Origin of the sequence: Streptomyces sp. NPDC058964 (assembly GCF_042741275.1) — a bacterium.
Taxonomy (GTDB): domain Bacteria; phylum Actinomycetota; class Actinomycetes; order Streptomycetales; family Streptomycetaceae; genus Streptomyces.
The window spans coordinates 1-15,761 of sequence record NZ_JBHYKH010000151.1 but is presented as its reverse complement, the minus strand read 5'-3'; the positions used below and the strand labels follow the sequence as shown (position 1 = coordinate 15,761).

The 15,761-nt window shown below is 72.5% G+C and carries 14 protein-coding genes and 1 pseudogene; 8 read left to right on the top strand and 7 right to left on the bottom strand.

Going from position 1 to position 15,761, the window contains the following annotated elements; translation table 11 throughout:
* Nucleotides 1-268 precede the first annotated feature (268 nt).
* The 6 genes and pseudogenes from ACFW2E_RS20135 to ACFW2E_RS20110 all read left to right on the top strand — a co-directional run bounded on the left by ACFW2E_RS20135 (nt 269) and on the right by ACFW2E_RS20110 (nt 6,429).
* A pseudogene (locus ACFW2E_RS20135) lies at nt 269-1,229 on the top strand (STM4015 family protein).
* A 10-nt stretch (nt 1,230-1,239) separates the two neighbouring features.
* Nucleotides 1,240-2,202 (top strand): STM4015 family protein, encoded by a 963-nt coding sequence (locus tag ACFW2E_RS20130; RefSeq protein WP_384468217.1) that lies wholly within the window; start codon nt 1,240-1,242, stop codon nt 2,200-2,202.
* Nucleotides 2,183-3,364, top strand: coding sequence for an STM4014 family protein (locus ACFW2E_RS20125; protein WP_384468212.1), 1,182 nt, complete (start codon nt 2,183-2,185; stop codon nt 3,362-3,364). The genes ACFW2E_RS20130 and ACFW2E_RS20125 overlap by 20 nt, the downstream gene beginning before the upstream one ends.
* Before the next feature lie 7 nt (nt 3,365-3,371).
* Entirely contained in the window at nt 3,372-4,190 is an 819-nt protein-coding gene (locus ACFW2E_RS20120) for an STM4013/SEN3800 family hydrolase (RefSeq protein WP_384468215.1), read from the top strand.
* On the top strand, nt 4,187-5,524 hold the full coding sequence (locus ACFW2E_RS20115) for an STM4012 family radical SAM protein (protein ID WP_384468210.1): 1,338 nt from the start codon (nt 4,187-4,189) through the stop codon (nt 5,522-5,524). The genes ACFW2E_RS20120 and ACFW2E_RS20115 overlap by 4 nt, the downstream gene beginning before the upstream one ends.
* 11 nt (nt 5,525-5,535) lie before the next feature.
* On the top strand, nt 5,536-6,429 hold the full coding sequence (locus ACFW2E_RS20110; RefSeq protein ID WP_384468209.1) for an STM4011 family radical SAM protein: 894 nt from the start codon (nt 5,536-5,538) through the stop codon (nt 6,427-6,429).
* Between the two features lie 79 nt (nt 6,430-6,508).
* Here ACFW2E_RS20110 and ACFW2E_RS20105 read toward each other — a convergent pair whose 3' ends face one another.
* The gene (locus ACFW2E_RS20105; RefSeq protein ID WP_384468207.1) at nt 6,509-7,723 is read right to left on the bottom strand and encodes a globin domain-containing protein; all 1,215 of its coding nucleotides are present in this window, start codon (nt 7,721-7,723) and stop codon (nt 6,509-6,511) included.
* Between the two features lie 312 nt (nt 7,724-8,035).
* On the opposite strand from ACFW2E_RS20105, the gene ACFW2E_RS20100 reads away from it, so the two are divergent.
* Nucleotides 8,036-8,728, top strand: a complete 693-nt coding sequence (locus ACFW2E_RS20100; RefSeq protein ID WP_384468204.1) for a response regulator — start codon at nt 8,036-8,038, stop codon at nt 8,726-8,728.
* 36 nt (nt 8,729-8,764) lie between these two features.
* Here the strand turns inward: ACFW2E_RS20100 and ACFW2E_RS20095 are convergent, their stop codons facing one another.
* Nucleotides 8,765-9,124, bottom strand: a complete 360-nt coding sequence (locus ACFW2E_RS20095; RefSeq protein WP_384468202.1) for a cupin domain-containing protein — start codon at nt 9,122-9,124, stop codon at nt 8,765-8,767.
* On the opposite strand from ACFW2E_RS20095, the gene ACFW2E_RS20090 reads away from it, so the two are divergent.
* Nucleotides 9,123-9,431, top strand: coding sequence for a hypothetical protein (locus tag ACFW2E_RS20090; RefSeq protein ID WP_384468200.1), 309 nt, complete (start codon nt 9,123-9,125; stop codon nt 9,429-9,431). The genes ACFW2E_RS20095 and ACFW2E_RS20090 overlap by 2 nt on opposite strands.
* 139 nt (nt 9,432-9,570) lie before the next feature.
* Here ACFW2E_RS20090 and ACFW2E_RS20085 read toward each other — a convergent pair whose 3' ends face one another.
* The 5 genes from ACFW2E_RS20085 to ACFW2E_RS20065 form a co-directional block, all read right to left on the bottom strand.
* Nucleotides 9,571-10,209: a vitamin K epoxide reductase family protein gene (locus tag ACFW2E_RS20085; protein ID WP_384468198.1), complete on the bottom strand. Its 639-nt coding sequence runs from the start codon at nt 10,207-10,209 to the stop codon at nt 9,571-9,573.
* Nucleotides 10,206-10,958: a respiratory nitrate reductase subunit gamma gene (gene narI, locus ACFW2E_RS20080; protein WP_384468196.1), complete on the bottom strand. Its 753-nt coding sequence runs from the start codon at nt 10,956-10,958 to the stop codon at nt 10,206-10,208. Before narI ends, ACFW2E_RS20085 begins: the two co-directional genes overlap by 4 nt.
* Nucleotides 10,955-11,737, bottom strand: a complete 783-nt coding sequence (gene narJ, locus ACFW2E_RS20075) for a nitrate reductase molybdenum cofactor assembly chaperone (protein ID WP_384468194.1) — start codon at nt 11,735-11,737, stop codon at nt 10,955-10,957. The genes narI and narJ overlap by 4 nt, the downstream gene beginning before the upstream one ends.
* Nucleotides 11,734-13,266 carry a nitrate reductase subunit beta gene (narH, locus tag ACFW2E_RS20070; protein ID WP_384468192.1) on the bottom strand — a complete coding sequence of 511 codons (1,533 nt, stop codon included), beginning with the start codon at nt 13,264-13,266 and terminating at the stop codon, nt 11,734-11,736. Before narH ends, narJ begins: the two co-directional genes overlap by 4 nt.
* 1 nt (nt 13,267) lies before the next feature.
* On the bottom strand, nt 13,268-15,761 hold a 2,494-nt coding region (locus tag ACFW2E_RS20065; protein WP_384468190.1), incomplete at its 5' end, for a molybdopterin-dependent oxidoreductase.

Below are 15,761 nucleotides of genomic sequence, written 5' to 3'. Positions count from 1 at the left end.
GGCCCCGCCCGTCGCGCCGCTCCTTCGGCGCGGCGGCTACATGCGAGGGCACGGCCTCCTCCGCCACGGGCACCATCAGCACGTCTCCCTGCCGGTACACGGCTACCCCCTCCCGCCGGTGCACCCTGCTCCGGCCTCATGACACAGACCGTAGAAGGCACCACTGACAACGGGCCGTATCCGGCCCCGCCGCACGGCGTTGTCGGTCCCACTTGGTAGAACTGCGGTCATCACGGAACGGACCCTCTTCCTCCACAGGAGCAGCCGCATGACCATCGGTGACCACCTGCACGCGCTGTACCGGCTGCCCGCCCGCACGTTCCCCGGCCCCGACGCCCGTACGGACGACCTGCCCGAGACGGACTCCTTCGCCTGGCGGGTCACCAGCGACGTGTACGACGCGGACGAGGACTGGACGGAGGCCTTCGCCCGATTCTGCGCCGCGGTCGACACCACCCGCGTGCGGGCCCTGATAGTCGGGGCCTGGCAGGAGGCGTACGACACCGACCCGTCCGAGGTGATCGAGGCGCTGGTGGCCGCCCGGGACCGCTTCCCCGGCCCTGCGGGCGCTGTTCCTCGGCGACATGGTCGCGGAGGAGTGCGAGATCTCCTGGATCAACCAGACCGACGTCACCCCCCTCCTCGCGGCTTTCCCCGACCTCGAGGAGTTCGGCGTCCGCGGCGGATCCGGCCTGAGCTTCCCCGCCCTGTCCCACCCCGGTCTGCGCCGCCTCACCATGGAGGCCGGCGGGCTGCCCGTCGAGGCCGTCCGTGGCGTCGGCGCCAGTGACCTGCCGGCGCTGGAGCACCTCGACCTGTGGCTGGGCACCCCCGAATACGGCGGCGACAGCGAGGCCGCCGACCTGGAGCCGATCCTGTCCGGCGCCCGGCTGCCGCGGCTGCGTCACCTGGCCCTGCGCAACAGCGAGATACAGGACGCCGTGGCCGCCGCCGTGGCCGCCGCGCCGATCGTCGCCCGGCTGGAGGTGCTGGACCTGTCCATGGGTGTCCTGACCGACGAAGGCGCGTCCGCCCTGCTCGCCGGCCAGCCCCTCACCCACCTCAAGAAGCTCGACCTCCACCACCACTACCTCAGCGAGCCCGTTGTGGACCGGATCCGCCAGACCCTCGAGCCGGCGGGCGTCGAGGTCGACCTCGACCGTGACGACGCGGATGAGGACGAGGAAGACGACGGCACGGTGTGGCGGTACGTCGCCGTCGGTGAGTGAGCCGGGTCCCATGCGCTTCCACCCCTCGCACCTCAAGCGGTTCCACAACCTGCCCGTGCACGCCTTCGGCCCGGCCGGCGATGACGGTCCCGGACGCCGGCCCCGCCCGCGGCCCGAACCCGCCTCGGTCGCCTGGAAGGTGACCACCGATTGCGACCAGGCCCTCGAGCCGCTGTGGCGGCGGTTCCTCGACGACGTCCGCACACAGGAGGTCACCGCACTCGTCATCGGTGCCTGGTGGCAGGAGTGGGACGAGCACGGCATCGGCCCCGTGCTCGACCTGCTCACGGCCGACGCGCACCGCTTCCCGCGACTGCGCGCCCTTTTCCTCGCGGACGTCGAGTCCGAGGAGTCCGAGATCTCCTGGATCCGCCAGGGTGACCTCACCCGCGTCCTGCGCGCGTGGCCCGGGCTGGAGGAGATCGGGGCGCGCGGGGCGGACCAGCTGGTGATCGAGCCCCTGCGCCACGACCGGCTGCGCACCCTGCGCATCGAGTCCGGGGGCCTGGCCGCCGATCCCGTGCGTGCCCTGGCCGCCTGTGAGTTCCCGGCCCTGCGCCATCTGGAGCTGTGGCTCGGCACCGCCGAGTACGGCGGAGAATGCGCCGCCGAGGAGGTCACCGCGCTCCTCACCGCGCTGGGCCGCTGCCCCGGACTGCGCCACCTCGGAGTCAAGAACAGCGACATCCAGGACGCCGTCGCCGCCGCTGTGGCCGAGGCACCGGTGGTCGCGGGCCTCACCTCGCTCGACCTGAGCCTGGGCACCCTCGGGGACGAGGGCGGCGCCGCGCTCCTGTCGGGGCAGCCGCTGACGCATCTGCGCTCCGTCGACCTGCGGCACCACTTCATGAGCGACGAACTGGCCTGCCGTCTGCGCGAGACGCTGGAGCCGCACGGGGTCGAACTGGTCCTCACCCCGGCCCGCCGCCCCTCGTACCGCCCCGAGGCACGCTATGTCGCCGTCGGCGAATGAACCGGGACCGCGCTTCGCGGTCGTCGGCAACCCCGAGAACCGCCGTGTCACCCTCTTCGGGGACGCCGTGCGCGCGAGCGGACTCCCCGGACCGCGCGTCGTCGCCTGGACGGACGTACTGCGTGCCGGGGGAGCCGAGTTCGGGGCCGAGGAGATCGTCCGGATCGACTCGCCCGGCGAGAACGCCGAGGTGGAACGGCTGCTGCGCGGCCCCCTGGAAGCCACTCGGGTGGAAGGCTCGGCCCGCTGGTACGCCGGTTTCATCACGGCCTTGCGCGGGTTGCGCGGTGGGATCCGGCTCGACGACCCGGACGAACTCGCCGTGCTGTTCGACAAGCGCCGCTGCCACGCCGTCCTCGACGCGGCCGGAGTGCCGGTGCCGGCCTCGCCGACCTCGGGGCCCGGGGCGGCACCGGTGCGCGGCTGGGAGGACGTACGGGCGCTGATGCGGGAGCACCGGATGCCACGGCTCTTCGTCAAGCCCGCGCACGGCTCGTCGGCGTCGGGCGTGCTCGCCGTGGAGTCGGGCGGCGGAGGCCGGATCAGGGCGACCACCTCAGTGGAACTCGCCGCGGACGGCCGCCTCTACAACTCCCTCAGGGTGCGCCGCTACGAACGCGAGGCGGACATCGCGGACGTCGTCGACGCGCTCGCCCCCGACGGCCTGCACCTGGAGCGCTGGCTGCCGAAGGCCTCGCAACAGGGGCGGGCCGCCGACCTGAGGGTCGTCGTCGTGGCCGGCCGGGCCACCCACGCGGTCGTCCGTACCAGCCGCTCACCCATGACCAACCTCCACCTCGGGGGCCGTCGCGGCGATCTCGACGCGGCCCGGCGGGCCGTCGAGGCGGCAGGGGCGCGCTGGAGCGAGGTGCTCGGAGTGTGCGAGCGGGCCGCGGCCTGCTTCCCGCGCACCCTCTGCGTCGGTGTCGATCTGCTGCCCGCCGTGGGCTGGCGCCGAGCGGCGGTCGGTGAGGTCAACGCGTTCGGCGACCTCCTGCCGGACCTCACCGGCCTGCCCGGCAGCGGCGCCGAGGGGCTCGACACCTACGCCACCCAGGCCGCCGCAGCCCTGCGCCGTTTCGCCCCGGCCGGCCCCGACGCCACCGTGCACCACCAGTACAGAGAAGGAAATCCGCATGCCCTCGCCCGACCCGACGCCTGAGCCGGACATGAACGAGGTCGTCGGCAGTCACGACATCCTCCTCGTCACCCTGGACACCCTCCGCTTCGACGTCGCCGCCGAACTGGCCGCGGCCGGCCGCATACCGAACCTGGCGCGCCATCTCCCCGGCGGCCACTGGGAGAAGCGGCACGCCCCGGGCAGCTTCACCTACGCCTCCCACCAGGCGATCTTCGCGGGCTTCCTGCCGACACCGGCCGCCCCCGGCCCGCATCCGCGCCTGTTCGCCGCGAGCTTCGCGGGCAGCGAGACCACGGCCGACGGCACCTTCGTCCACGACACCCCGGACCTCGTCTCCGGCCTCGCCGAGGCCGGATACCACACGGTGTGCATCGGCGGCGTGGGCTTCTTCAACAAGCAGGGTCCGCTGGGCTCGGTGCTGCCCGGTCTGTTCCACGAGTCCCACTGGGCCACGGAGTTCGGCGTCACCTCACCCGCCTCGTTCGAGAACCAGGTGGCCCGCGCCGAGCACGTCGTACGCGAACTGGCCCCGGAACAGAAGCTGTTCCTCTTCGTCAACGTCTCCGCCCTGCACCAGCCGAACTGGTTCCACCTGCCCGGCGCGACACGCGAGGCGGGCGACACCCGTGCCACGCACGCCGCCGCCCTGGAGTACGTGGACCGGCACGTCGGACGGCTCTTCGCCGCCGCGAGCAGCCGACGGCGCTGTTTCGCCATCGTCTGCTCCGACCACGGCACCGCCTACGGCGACGACGGCTACACCGGCCACCGGCTCGGCCACGAGTCGGTGTGGACCGTGCCCTACGCCCACTTCTTCCTGGACCACCGCGCCGAGGCCGCCCGATGACCACAGCCCAGCTCACCAGCCCCTACCAGCACTACGTCTACGCCTACCCCCACAAGACGGCGTACCGCCGGCTGCCCGGACGGCCGTCCCTGAAGGCCCTGTGGGCGGCCGAGCCGAAGCACGCCCTCTCCCTGTATCTGCACATACCGTTCTGCGAGATCCGCTGCGGCTTCTGCAACCTCTTCACCCGCATCGGCGCCCCCGGCGGTCTCACCGGCGCCTACCTGGACGCCCTGGAACGACAGGCCACCGCGGTGCGCGAAGCCCTCGGGGACACGGAGCAGGTCCGGTTCGCCACGGCCGCCTTCGGCGGCGGCACCCCCACCTTCCTCACCGCCACCGAGCTGGAACGCCTCTGCGACATCGCCGAGCACCGCATGGGCGCCGACCTGCGCGCGGTCCCGTTGTCCGTCGAGGCCTCACCTGCCACCGCGACCGCCGACCGCCTCGCCGTCCTGGCCGACCGCGGTACCACCCGCCTCAGCCTCGGCGTACAGAGTTTCGTCGACGCCGAGGCCCGAGCCGCCGTACGCCCGCAACGCCGCGCCGACGTCGAGGCCGCCCTCGGCCGCATCCGCGACGCCCGCATCCCGGTCCTGAACATCGACCTCATCTACGGCATCGACGGCCAGACCGAACAGACCTGGCTGCACTCCCTGGACGCCGCCCTGTCCTGGCACCCCGAGGAGCTCTACCTCTACCCGCTGTACGTCCGTCCCCTCACCGGCCTCGACCGCCGCGGCCCCGGCCCGGGCCCCGACCCGGTGTGGGACGAGCAGCGACTGCGGCTGTACCGCGTCGGCCGCGACCACCTCCTCGCGCACGGCTACACCCAGCAGTCCATGCGCATGTTCCGCCGCACCGATGCCCCGCCCCAGGGCGCCGACGACTACGCCTGCCAGACCGACGGCATGATCGGCCTGGGCTGCGGCGCCCGCTCCTACACGGGCGGCCTGCACTACTCCTTCGACTACGCCGTGGACATGCACCAGATCCGCGCCATCGTCGACGACTACGTCACCACGACCGACTTCGCCCACGCCGAGGTCGGCTACCGCATGGACCCCGACGAGGCGCGCCGCCGCCACCTGCTCCAGTCCCTCCTCCAGGCCGGCGGCCTGCCCGTCGACGACTACCGGGCCCGCTTCGGCAGCCTTCCCGCCGACGACTTCGGTCCCGAACTCGCGCGCTTCGCCGACCGTGGCTGGCTGACGGACGCCGACCCGACCACGCTCAGGCTCACGCCCGAAGGCCTCGCCCACTCCGACGCCATCGGCCCCGGACTCTTCTCCCCTGCCGTCCGCGCCGCCATGGCCGCCTACGAGAGGAAGTGACCGGCCCGGCCATGGACCTGACCCTCCTGTACCGGGGCCCGCTCGCCTCCTGCGACTACGACTGCCCCTACTGCCCGTTCGCCAAGCGACGCGACTCGACCGCCCAACTGCGGGCCGACCGCGCCGCGCTGGAACGGTTCGCCGGATGGGCGGCGGCCCAGACCGGCGACCGTCTCTCGGTCCTCTTCACTCCCTGGGGCGAGGGCCTGGTCCGCTCCTGGTACCGGCGCACCCTCACGGAGCTCTCCCACCTCCCGCACATCCGCCGGGTGGCCATCCAGACCAACCTCAGCTGCCGCACCGACTGGCTGGCCGGGGCCGACCCCGACACCCTGGCCCTGTGGTGCACGTACCACCCCGGCCAGACGCCCTACGACCGCTTCCTCGCCAAGTGCCGTGACCTGGCCGAACGCGGTGTCCGCTTCAGCGTCGGCATCGTCGGCCTGCCCGAGCACCTCCAGGACGCCCGGCGTCTGCGCGCCGACCTGCCCGAGCACGTCTACCTGTGGGTCAACGCGGCCGAGGGCCACACCTACGAGGACCCCGAGGCCCCCGACTGGACCGGTCTCGACCCGCTCTTCCCGTACAGCCGCCGCCCGCACACCAGCGCCGGACTGCCGTGCCGCACAGGGGAGTCCGTGATCTCGGTCGACGGGGAGGGCACGGTCCGCCGCTGTCACTTCGTCCGTGCCGAGCTGGGCAACCTCTACGACGGCTCCTACCGCGCCGCCCTGCGCCCCCGTGCCTGCCCGCTCGCCGTCTGCGACTGCCACATCGGCTACGTCCACCTGGAGACGCTTCCGCTGTACGACGTCTTCGCGGGCGGAGTCCTGGAACGCATCCCGGCCGCGGTCGGCAGTCGCCCTGCGCAAGGACGAGTCGGCGATCACCACGGCCGGGGGTGACCGGCCCGACCCGGCCGTCGCCCCCGGACTCCCCAACGGGAATGCGCCTGTTGGCGAGTCCGGGGGTGCCCGGCACGGGTCAGCCGAGGGCGTCCGGCAGCCACAGGTCGGGGCCGAAGACCTCGTAGCGGATGTGCCGTGCCGGGACCCCGGCGGCCAGAAGCTGTCCGCGTACGTCCCGCATGAAGGGCAGCGGGCCGCACAGGAACACCGTGGCCCCGTCGGGCAGTTCGATCCCGTCGAGCTCCATCCGGCCCTCGCGGGCGGCGGGTTCCTCGGCGCCGGGCTGCTCGTACCAGAAGACAGCGCGTGCGCCCGGCAGCCGCTCGGCCAGGTCCCGCGTCTCGGCACGCAGCGCGTGGTCGGCGGGAGAGCGGTCCGCGTGCAGGACGAGTACCGGCCGGGTCGACTCGAGGGCGGCGAGGTGGGCGAGTATGCCCGTCATGGGGGTGCCACCGATGCCCGCCGAGACCAGCACGAGGGGGGTGGTGGGGTCGGCCGCGTCGTCCAGGAAGACATCGCCGAAGGGGGCCGAGAGGGTCAGTCCGTCACCCTCGTGGAGCTGGTCGTGCAGCTGGTTGGAGACCTCACCGTCCGGCGCGTCGGCCGTGCCCGCGACCCGCTTGACGGTGATCCGCCGCAGGTCGCCGCCCGGGTCCGAGGACAGGCTGTACTGGCGCAACTGGTGCACCCCGTCGGGCATCAGGACGCGCACGCTCACGTACTGGCCGGCCCGCGCCGACGGCGCCGGTTCGCCGGCGGCCGGGCGCCGCAGGTAGGCCCCCACCTCCGGGGGGTCGGGGCGGCGCTCGACGACCGTCCACTGCCGCCAGACGTGTCCGGGCCGGACGCCCGCGTCCTGGTAGAGCCGCGCCTCGCGTCCGATGAGGGCACCGGCCATCAGCCAGTACACCTCGTCCCAGGCCGCGGCGACTTCCGCGGTGACCGCGTCGCCGAGGACCTCTGCTATCGCGCCGAACAGGTACTTGTGCACGATCGTGTACTGGTCGTCGGTGACCCCCACGGCGGCGTGCTTGTGCGCGATCCGGTCCAGCAGCGCGTCCGGGCGGCTGTCCGGGTCGTCGAGCAGTGCGGTGGCAAATCCGGCGATGGATCCGGCGAGCGCGCGCCGCTGGTCACCACTGGCCTGGTTGCCGCGGTTGAACATGCCGTCCAGCAGCTCCGGCCGGTCGCGGAACATGGCGCCGTAGAAGCGCGTCGTGATCTCGTCGAGGGCGCCGGCCACGGCGGGCAGGGTGGCACGCACCGTGGCGGCGGATTCTGCGGACAGCATGAAACCTCCCGTACAAGGGATGGGTGGGAAGGGAGCCGCGACGCAGCGGGGCGGCGGTGCAATGTCTATCAGGCATCCGACCGCGTTTCGGCGTCGTTTCGCGGCACGGAGGGGATTAGGGCCGAGTGGCCCTGCGTATCGGGCGCATCGGCCCCACCGGGCCCGCGCGGCCCGGGGACCGTCGGCGCCGCGGGCGGTTCCCCCCCGGCCCCGTCCGCGGGATCGCGCGGGAATTCCGGCAGCCGGGGACCGTTCTGCCCCGTGGGCCGGTTACGGTGCCGGAGACACACGACACGGAACAAGGAGCACGCGATGGCGGACGGCGAGCGGCCGGGCCCCGACAGCCCGATAAGGGTCTTCCTGCTGGACGACCACGAGGTGGTACGGCGCGGGGTGCGCGACCTGCTGAACGACGAGCCGGACATCACGGTGGTCGGTGAGGCCGGCACCGTGGCGCAGGCACTCGTCCGCGTGCCCGCGCTGCGGCCCGAGGTGGCCGTTCTCGACGTGCGGCTGCCCGACGGCGACGGCGTGACCGTGTGCCGGGAGCTGCGTTCGAGCATGCCGGACCTGGCCTGTCTGATGCTGACCTCGTTCGACGACGAGGAGGCCCTGCTGGACTCGATCATGGCCGGTGCGTCGGGGTACGTGCTCAAGCAGATCCGGGGAACGGACCTCGTGTCGGCCGTGCGGACGGTGGCCGCCGGCCAGTCCCTGCTCGACCCCAGCGCCACGACCCGGCTGATGGCCAGGCTGCGCCAGGGCGGGCAGGAGGAGGCGGAGCCGGATCCGGTGCCCGGGCTGACCGAGCGGGAGCGCGAGATCCTGGAACTCATCGGTGAGGGGTTGACCAACCGTCAGATCGGTCAGCGGCTGTTCCTGGCGGAGAAGACGGTGAAGAACCACATCTCCCGGCTGCTGGCCAAGCTGGGCGTGGAGCGACGCGTCCAGGCCGCCGTGATCGCCAGCCAGACCAAGGACCGGCTCAAGCAGCAGGGCGGCTGAGGAACCGCACCCGTTCGGACACCTGGCCCGGGCCGGTCAGGCCGCGGAGGGCGAGGGAGTCCCGGAACGGGACGGCTCCGGGGCGGCGGGCAGCATGCTCAGCAGCATCACGCTGGGCTCGACCGCACGGACGGTGTGCGGCAGCCGCGCGGGCAGATGGATCCAGCTTCCCGGGACGGCCTCGGTCTTCTCCTCACCCAGCACCAGCTCGAGGCGGCCCTTGACGACCTGGATGACGACGGGGAGGGCCGAGGTGTGCTCGGTCAGCTCCTGGCCGGCGGCGAAGGCGAACCCGACCACCCGCAGCCGGTCGTCGCGGTACAGCACCCGGCTGAGCGTGCCGTCCTCCGGGACGGCCAGCTCGGCGATCAGATCGGTGATCACGGTGGCGGACATGCGGATTCCTCCTCAGGGCCTGGACCGGGGCGGGGACGGCGACGGGGCCGATCGCGCCGAGGTGGGCGCGGCGGCGGAAGACGCGGCGCATCTGCACGATCCGGCGACGGGCGGCCGGGTCGCGCAGGGCCCGGGACACGATGCCCAGGGCAGCCGCCGGGCCGAGCGTCCACCGGGTCGGCTCGGCACCGCCGGGCCGCAGCACCCGCTTGCCCGGACGCGCCAGGAGCCAGTGGCCCGGCATCCGGCCCGCGTCCAGCCCGGCCCCGGGGACGTCCTTCTGGAGGGCCCGAGGATGCGCCGATGACATGTCGTGCTGCCTCGCTCTTCGCCCGCACCGACCTCACTTGGGTGAACCTAACTCCCTGGGCCGTCCGAGTGCGGGGGCCGAAGGTCCCTGCCGCAGGGCCGTGCGGGCCGTCTTCGCAAGGCAGCGCGGTGGCCGGTCACGGCAGGCTGCTCCAGTAGGGCCAGAACCGGGTGAGTACGAGCAGCGCGATCACCCCGTACCAGGCACCGAGCAGCATCCAGTGGGTGTCCTGGAGGAGCTCCCGGACGCCATGGGGGACCGGCACGATGCCGTTTTTCACGCAGTGCAGGGACACGCTCCAGAAGAGGGCGATGGTGACGACCCAGACGACGGCGCAGTACGGGCACACCTTGTCGAGTTCGTACAGCGACTGCGCGATCAGCCAGTGCACGAACACGACCCCGGACAGTGCCCCGGCACCGAGCGCGAGCCAGAGTCTGCGGTGCAGGCCCGCCCCGCTGAGCACGGCGGCGCCCAGGACGGCCACGGCGGCGAACGCACCCAGGCCGATCAGCATGTTGGGAAAGCCGAACAGACTGCCCTGAGGACTGGACATGACGCCGCCGCAGCTCACCACCGGGCTGATGTTGCAGGGCGGCTGGTAGGCGGGGTTCTTCAGCAGACGCCAGTCGTCCACGGCGAGGCGGAAGGAGGCGAGCCAGCCGAGGACGCCGGTCAGGAGCATCACCAGGCCCGTGCCTCGGCTCGCGCCCGATCCGGAGGGGGAGCGGGCCGTCGCGGTGGCGTCGGGGGTGCGGGCCTGTCCGTCGATCATGCGGCGCGCCGCGGGGAACGGGCCGTCCGGACGCGGGCCCGGGCGGTCGCACCGGCCACCGGCGCGGCCCGTCTGCGGTAGACGAGAGAGGGCCGGACGAGGTAGCCGACCGGGGCGCTCCACACGTGCACCAGCCGGGTGAAGGGCCAGGCGGCGAAGAGCAGGCAGGCGGTCAGCGCGTGCAGCCGGAACAGCAGTGGCGCGCCGGCGATCACCTCGGGCCGCGGCTGCAGGGTGAAGACCCCGCGGAACCAGACCGAGACGGTCTCGCGGTAGTCGTAGCCGCCACCGAACACGTTGTGCGCGGCGGTGGCGCTGATGCCCAGCAGGACGGTCGCCGCCAGCAGCGGGAACAGCAGCTTGTCGCTGCGGTCGGTGCCCAGCCGGATCCGGCGGGTCAGCAGCCGGCGGGCGCACAGCATGCCCAGCCCCGTGACCATGGCGACCCCCGCCACCGAACCCGCCCACACGGCCGTGGTGTGATACGCGTGCTCGCCGATGCCGGCGGCCTCGGTCCACGAGGCGGGCACCGCGAGCCCCACGACGTGGCCGGCGATCACCATGAAGGCGCCCAGGTGGAACAGCGGGCTGCCCCAGCGCAGCCAACGGTGCTCGAGGAGCTGGCTGGTGCGGGAGGTCCAGCCGAACTGGTCCTGCCGATAGCGCCAGACGTGCCCGACCACGAACACGGCGAGGCAGATGTAGGGGAAGGCGACCCACAGGAGCAGGTCGGTGGTCGAGGCGTTCATCGGCGGCCTTCCGGACGTACGGACGGGATCAGCGTCGGCGGGGCCTGCTCGGGCGGGACGAAGGCGCCGGGCGGGGCGAACTCGCCGTCGCCGTACGTCCCGTACGGATCGAGGCCGACCTCCTCGTTCGGCGGGCCCTCGGCGACGAGCCGCGCCACCGCCGCACGGTCCGCCTCGGTGGGCGGCGGCAGCAGGCTGAGCAGCGCACCCAGCAGGTGCCGGTACGGCGAGTCCGTGTCGGTCAGGGCACGGTGGATCAGCTCCAGGCCGCGCCGGTGCTGACGCAGCGGAGCCTCGCCGGCGCCCGGCCCGTCCAGGGCGGCGAACTCCAGGACGACGGGCAGGTGGTCGGGCAGTTCGCCGCCGTCGGTGTCCCAGCCCTTGGCGCGGTACCGCCGGGCCAGTGCGAGCAGGGCCATGCCGCGGCGCCGGGTGTCGCCGTGCAGGTAATAGGTGAGGTAGAGGCTGCTTCTGCGGCGCAGGTCGAACATCTCCACGTAGTGGCGCTCCAGCGCCTCGGGATCCTGCGCCGCGAACCAGGCGGTGAACCGTGCCAGGTGCGCCGCCGCGGGCGTGGCCGGCAGGGCCCGTGCCGTGGCCGTCAACTCCGTCCCGGCCGCCGTCAGTTCGGCGTCCGGGTACTGCAGGAGCAGGGACACGAGGCGGAGCACCAGTGCCCGGTCCGCCGACTCCTCGGGCGTGAGCCGGGCCCGGCGGCGGGCGGCCGCGCGGATCCTGGTGCGGACGATGGCGGGAACGGTGGCGGGCAACGGGCTCATGCGGGGCCTTTCGTGGTGTTGCGGCGCAGCGTGGGGATGCCGAGCATCACCCGTCGGCCCCCGGCGGCGGCCGGGTCGCCGGAGGACTCGACCGGGCAGCGGTTCTCCAGCGCGCTGAGCGCGGCCGCGTCCTCCTTGTGCGCGGCCGGGACGACGTACCGGTCGGCGTACTTCGCGACGGCGAGCAGCCGGTGCAGGTCCTCCGCCTCGCGCGCGGTGAGGCCCACGGCCCGCAGCGCGCTCTCGTCGGCCGTCTGCGCGACGGTACGGGCGCGCATGTACGAACGGAGCGCGGTGAGTTTCATCAGCACCCCGGCGACCACGTCGGTGTCTCCCGCGGTGAACAGGTTCGCCAGGTAGTCGAGGGGGATGCGCAGCCGGGCGACGGCGGCGAAGACGTGGTCGGGGTCGTCCTGGTCTCCGCCCGCCGCGCCGACGGCGTCGAGGACGGGGGAGAGCGGAGGCACGTACCAGACCATCGGCATGGTGCGGTACTCCGGGTGCAACGGCAGCGCCACCTTGTACCTCATCACCAGGTCGTACACCGGGGAGCGGCGGGCCGCGGCCAGCCAGTCCTCCGGGATGCCCGACTCCCGTGCCGCCGCCACGACTTCCGGGTCGCCGGGGTCGAGGAAGACTTCGCGCTGGGCGTCCAGCAGGTCCCGCTCGTCCGGGGTGGCCGCCGCCTCGCCGACCCGGTCGGCGTCGTACAGCAGCAGCCCCAGGTAGCGCAGCCGCCCGACGCAGGTCTCGGAACAGACGGTGGGCTGGCCGGCCTCGATGCGCGGGAAGCAGAACGTGCACTTCTCGGCCTTGCCGGTGGCGTGATTGACGTACACCTTCTTGTACGGACACGCGGTCACGCACATGCGCCAGCCGCGGCAGCGGTCCTGGTCGACGAGGACGATCCCGTCCTCGACACGCTTGTACATCGCTCCCGACGGGCAGGCCGACACACAGGCCGGGTTGAGGCAGTGCTCGCACAGGCGGGGCAGATGGAAGAGGAAGGTCTGCTCGAACTCGAACCTGACCTTCTCGGCCCACTCCCCGGTCAGGTTGGGGTCGCCGCCGGCGTTCTCGGGGGCACCGCCGAGGCCGTCCTCCCAGTTGGCGCCCCAGGTGATGGCGGTGGGCCTGCCGGTGAGGACCGAGCGGGGGCGGGCGACGGGGATGTCCTCTCCCGCCGGGGCGCTGACCAGGTTGTCGTAGTCGTAGGTGACCGGCTCGTAGTAGTCCTCGATGGCCGGCAGGTCGGGGTTGGAGAACAGGGACAGCAGGCGCTTGACGCGTCCTCCGGACCGCAGGACCAGGCGACCGCGCCTGTCGAGGATCCAGCCGCCCTTCCAGTGCTCCTGGTCATCGTAGCGGCGCGGGTAGCCGACGCCCGGCTTCGTCTCGACGTTGTTGAACCAGGCGTACTCGACGCCGGTGCGGTTGGTCCACGTCTGCTTGCAGGTGACCGAGCAGGTGTGGCATCCGATGCACTTGTCGAGGTTCATCACCATCGCCACCTGTGCCATGACGCGCATATCAGTACTCCACGTCCTGTGAGCGACGGCGGATGACGGTGACCTCGTCGCGCTGGTTTCCGGTCGGGCCGTAGTAGTTGAAGGCGTAGGTGAACTGCGCGTAGCCGCCAGCGAGATGGGTGGGCTTGAGCAGCAGCCGGGTCAGCGAGTTGTGGATGCCGCCGCGCTTCCCGCTGACCTCGGTCTTCGGGACGTTCACCGTGCGGTCCTTGGCGTGGTACATGTACACCGTGCCCTCGGGCATGCGGTGGGTGACCACGGCGCGGGCCGCGACCACCCCGTTGCGGTTGTACGCCTCGATCCAGTCGTTGTCCTTGACGCCGATCTTCTCCGCGTCCGCGGTGGACATCCAGATGACCGGGCCGCCGCGGGAGAGGGCGAGCATGTAGGCGTTGTCCTGGTACTCGGAGTGGATGGACCACTTCGAGTGCGGGGTCAGATAGCGGACCGTGACCTCGGCCCGGCCCTTCTCGTGCAGCTCCTCGTCTCCGTAGTGTCTGCGTGTGTTCAACGGCGGCCGGTAGACGGGGAGTTGTTCGCCGAGTTCGGCCATCCAGTCGTGGCTGACGAAGAAGTGCTGACGGCCGGTGAGGGTGTGCCAGGGCTTCTTGTGCTCGGTGTTGATCACGAACGGTGAGTAGCGGCGCCCGCCGGTCTCGCTGCCCGACCACTCGTACGACGTCATCACCGCGCGGGGCTGGGTGCGCGTGTCGGCGAAGGTGATCCGTTCCGCCTCGCGCTCGGCGGCCAGCTCCACCAGCCCCTCGCTGCCCGTCAGCCGCTCCAGCTCCCGGAAGCCCTCGGTCGCCAGCCGTCCGTTGGTGGTGCCGGACAGGGCGAGGATCGCCTCGCACATGTCCGAGGCGGTGGCCAGGGACGGGCGCCCCTCCGCGACGCCCTCGCGGACGGTGCCGCACCGTCGGCGCAGCTCGTCGATCTCCTGGTCCGGATGAACGGTCACCCCCTTGGTGGTCGTCCCGAGCCGGTCCAGCAGGGGGCCGACCGCCCGCATCTTCTGTGCCACCGAGGCGTAGTCCCGCTCGACGACCACCAGTTTGGGCATGGTCCGGCCCGGGACCGGTTCGCACTCCCCGGTCTTCCAGTCCCGTACGACGCCGCCGGGCTGGGCGAGTTCGTCGGGCGTGTCGTGCTGCAACGGCACCGCGAGGACATCGGTGCGGGTGCCGAGGTGCCGGGCCGCGAGCTCGCTGAACCGGTCGGCGATGGTCAGGAACGCGTCGTAGTCGGTGCGGGCCTGCCAGGGCGGGGCGATGGCCGGGGTGAAGGCGTGCACGAAGGGGTGCATGTCCGTGCTGGACAGGTCGTCCTTCTCGTACCAGGTCGCGGCCGGCAGCACCACGTCCGCCAGCAGTCCGGTCGATGTCATCCGGAAGTCCATCGTGACCAGCAGGTCGAGCTTGCCCTCCGGGGCGTCCTCGCGCCACACCACCTCCCGGGGCCGTCCCTCCGGAGGCGTCTGCTCGGACCGCACCGCCGCGTCCGTGCCCAGCAGATGGCGCAGGAAGTACTCGTTGCCCTTGCCGGAGGAGCCGAGCAGATTGGCCCGCCACACGGTCAGCACGCGCGGGAAGTTGGCCGGGTCGTCGGGATCCTCCGCGGCGAACCGCAGCCGTCCCGCCTTGAGTTCGTCGACGACGTGCCCGGCGACCGGACGGCCCGCGGCGGCCGCCTCGTCCGCGAGATCGAGCGGGTTGCGGTTGAACCCGGGATGGCCGGGCGTCCAGCCCAGACGAATCGCCTGCGCAAGACAGTCCGCCGTGGACCGGCCCGCGAAGCGGCCCTCACCCAGCGGCGAGGCGAGCTCGTCGGGGCCGAACGCCTCGTAGCGCCACTGGTCGGTACTGAGGTACCAGTAGGAGGTGCCCGCCATGTGCCGGGTGGGCCGCTGCCAGTCGAAGGCGAAGGCCAGGTGCTGCAGGCCGGTGACCGGGCGGACCTTCTCCTGACCGACGTAGTGCGCCCAGCCGCCGCCGTTCACGCCCTGGCAGCCGGTCATCGTCGTCAGCGCCAGGAACGCCCGGTAGATGGTGTCGGAGTGGAACCAGTGGTTGGTGCCCGCGCCCATCGCGATCATCGAACGGCCCTGAGTGCGCTCGGCGTTGCGGGCGAACTCGCGGGCGATGCGCGCGGCCTGCTCGGCGGGCACGGAGGTCACGGTCTCCTGCCAGGCCGGGGTGTACGGCTGGGACGCGTCCTCGTACGACGACGGCCAGCCGCCCGGCAGGCCGGGACGCCGTACCCCGTACTGGGCGAGCATCAGGTCGAAGACGGTCGTGACGAGCCGCCCGCCGATCGTACGGACCGGGACGCCCCGGACCATCGTGGAGCCACCCTCCGTGCCGCCCTCGTCGAAGCGCGGCAGGGCGATCTCGACGGTGTCCTCCGCCCCGTCCAGCAGGGTCAGCGCGGGCTCCACGTCGCCCAGGTCGAGATTCCAGCGGCGGGGGGGGGCGCGCCCCCCCCCCCCACCCCCC

Excerpts from the sequence above, each read along its gene's own strand:
- ACFW2E_RS20130 (WP_384468217.1), top strand. The coding sequence starts at position 1,240 with ATGCGCTTCCACCCCTCGCACCTCAAGCGGTTCCACAACCTGCCCGTG.
- ACFW2E_RS20125 (WP_384468212.1), top strand. The coding sequence starts at position 2,183 with ATGTCGCCGTCGGCGAATGAACCGGGACCGCGCTTCGCGGTCGTCGGC.
- ACFW2E_RS20120 (WP_384468215.1), top strand. The coding sequence starts at position 3,372 with ATGAACGAGGTCGTCGGCAGTCACGACATCCTCCTCGTCACCCTGGAC.
- ACFW2E_RS20115 (WP_384468210.1), top strand. The coding sequence starts at position 4,187 with ATGACCACAGCCCAGCTCACCAGCCCCTACCAGCACTACGTCTACGCC.
- ACFW2E_RS20110 (WP_384468209.1), top strand. The coding sequence starts at position 5,536 with ATGGACCTGACCCTCCTGTACCGGGGCCCGCTCGCCTCCTGCGACTAC.
- ACFW2E_RS20105 (WP_384468207.1), bottom strand. The coding sequence starts at position 7,723 with ATGCTGTCCGCAGAATCCGCCGCCACGGTGCGTGCCACCCTGCCCGCC.
- ACFW2E_RS20100 (WP_384468204.1), top strand. The coding sequence starts at position 8,036 with ATGGCGGACGGCGAGCGGCCGGGCCCCGACAGCCCGATAAGGGTCTTC.
- ACFW2E_RS20090 (WP_384468200.1), top strand. The coding sequence starts at position 9,123 with ATGCGGATTCCTCCTCAGGGCCTGGACCGGGGCGGGGACGGCGACGGG.
- ACFW2E_RS20095 (WP_384468202.1), bottom strand. The coding sequence starts at position 9,124 with ATGTCCGCCACCGTGATCACCGATCTGATCGCCGAGCTGGCCGTCCCG.
- ACFW2E_RS20085 (WP_384468198.1), bottom strand. The coding sequence starts at position 10,209 with ATGATCGACGGACAGGCCCGCACCCCCGACGCCACCGCGACGGCCCGC.
- narI (WP_384468196.1), bottom strand. The coding sequence starts at position 10,958 with ATGAACGCCTCGACCACCGACCTGCTCCTGTGGGTCGCCTTCCCCTAC.
- narJ (WP_384468194.1), bottom strand. The coding sequence starts at position 11,737 with ATGAGCCCGTTGCCCGCCACCGTTCCCGCCATCGTCCGCACCAGGATC.
- narH (WP_384468192.1), bottom strand. The coding sequence starts at position 13,266 with ATGCGCGTCATGGCACAGGTGGCGATGGTGATGAACCTCGACAAGTGC.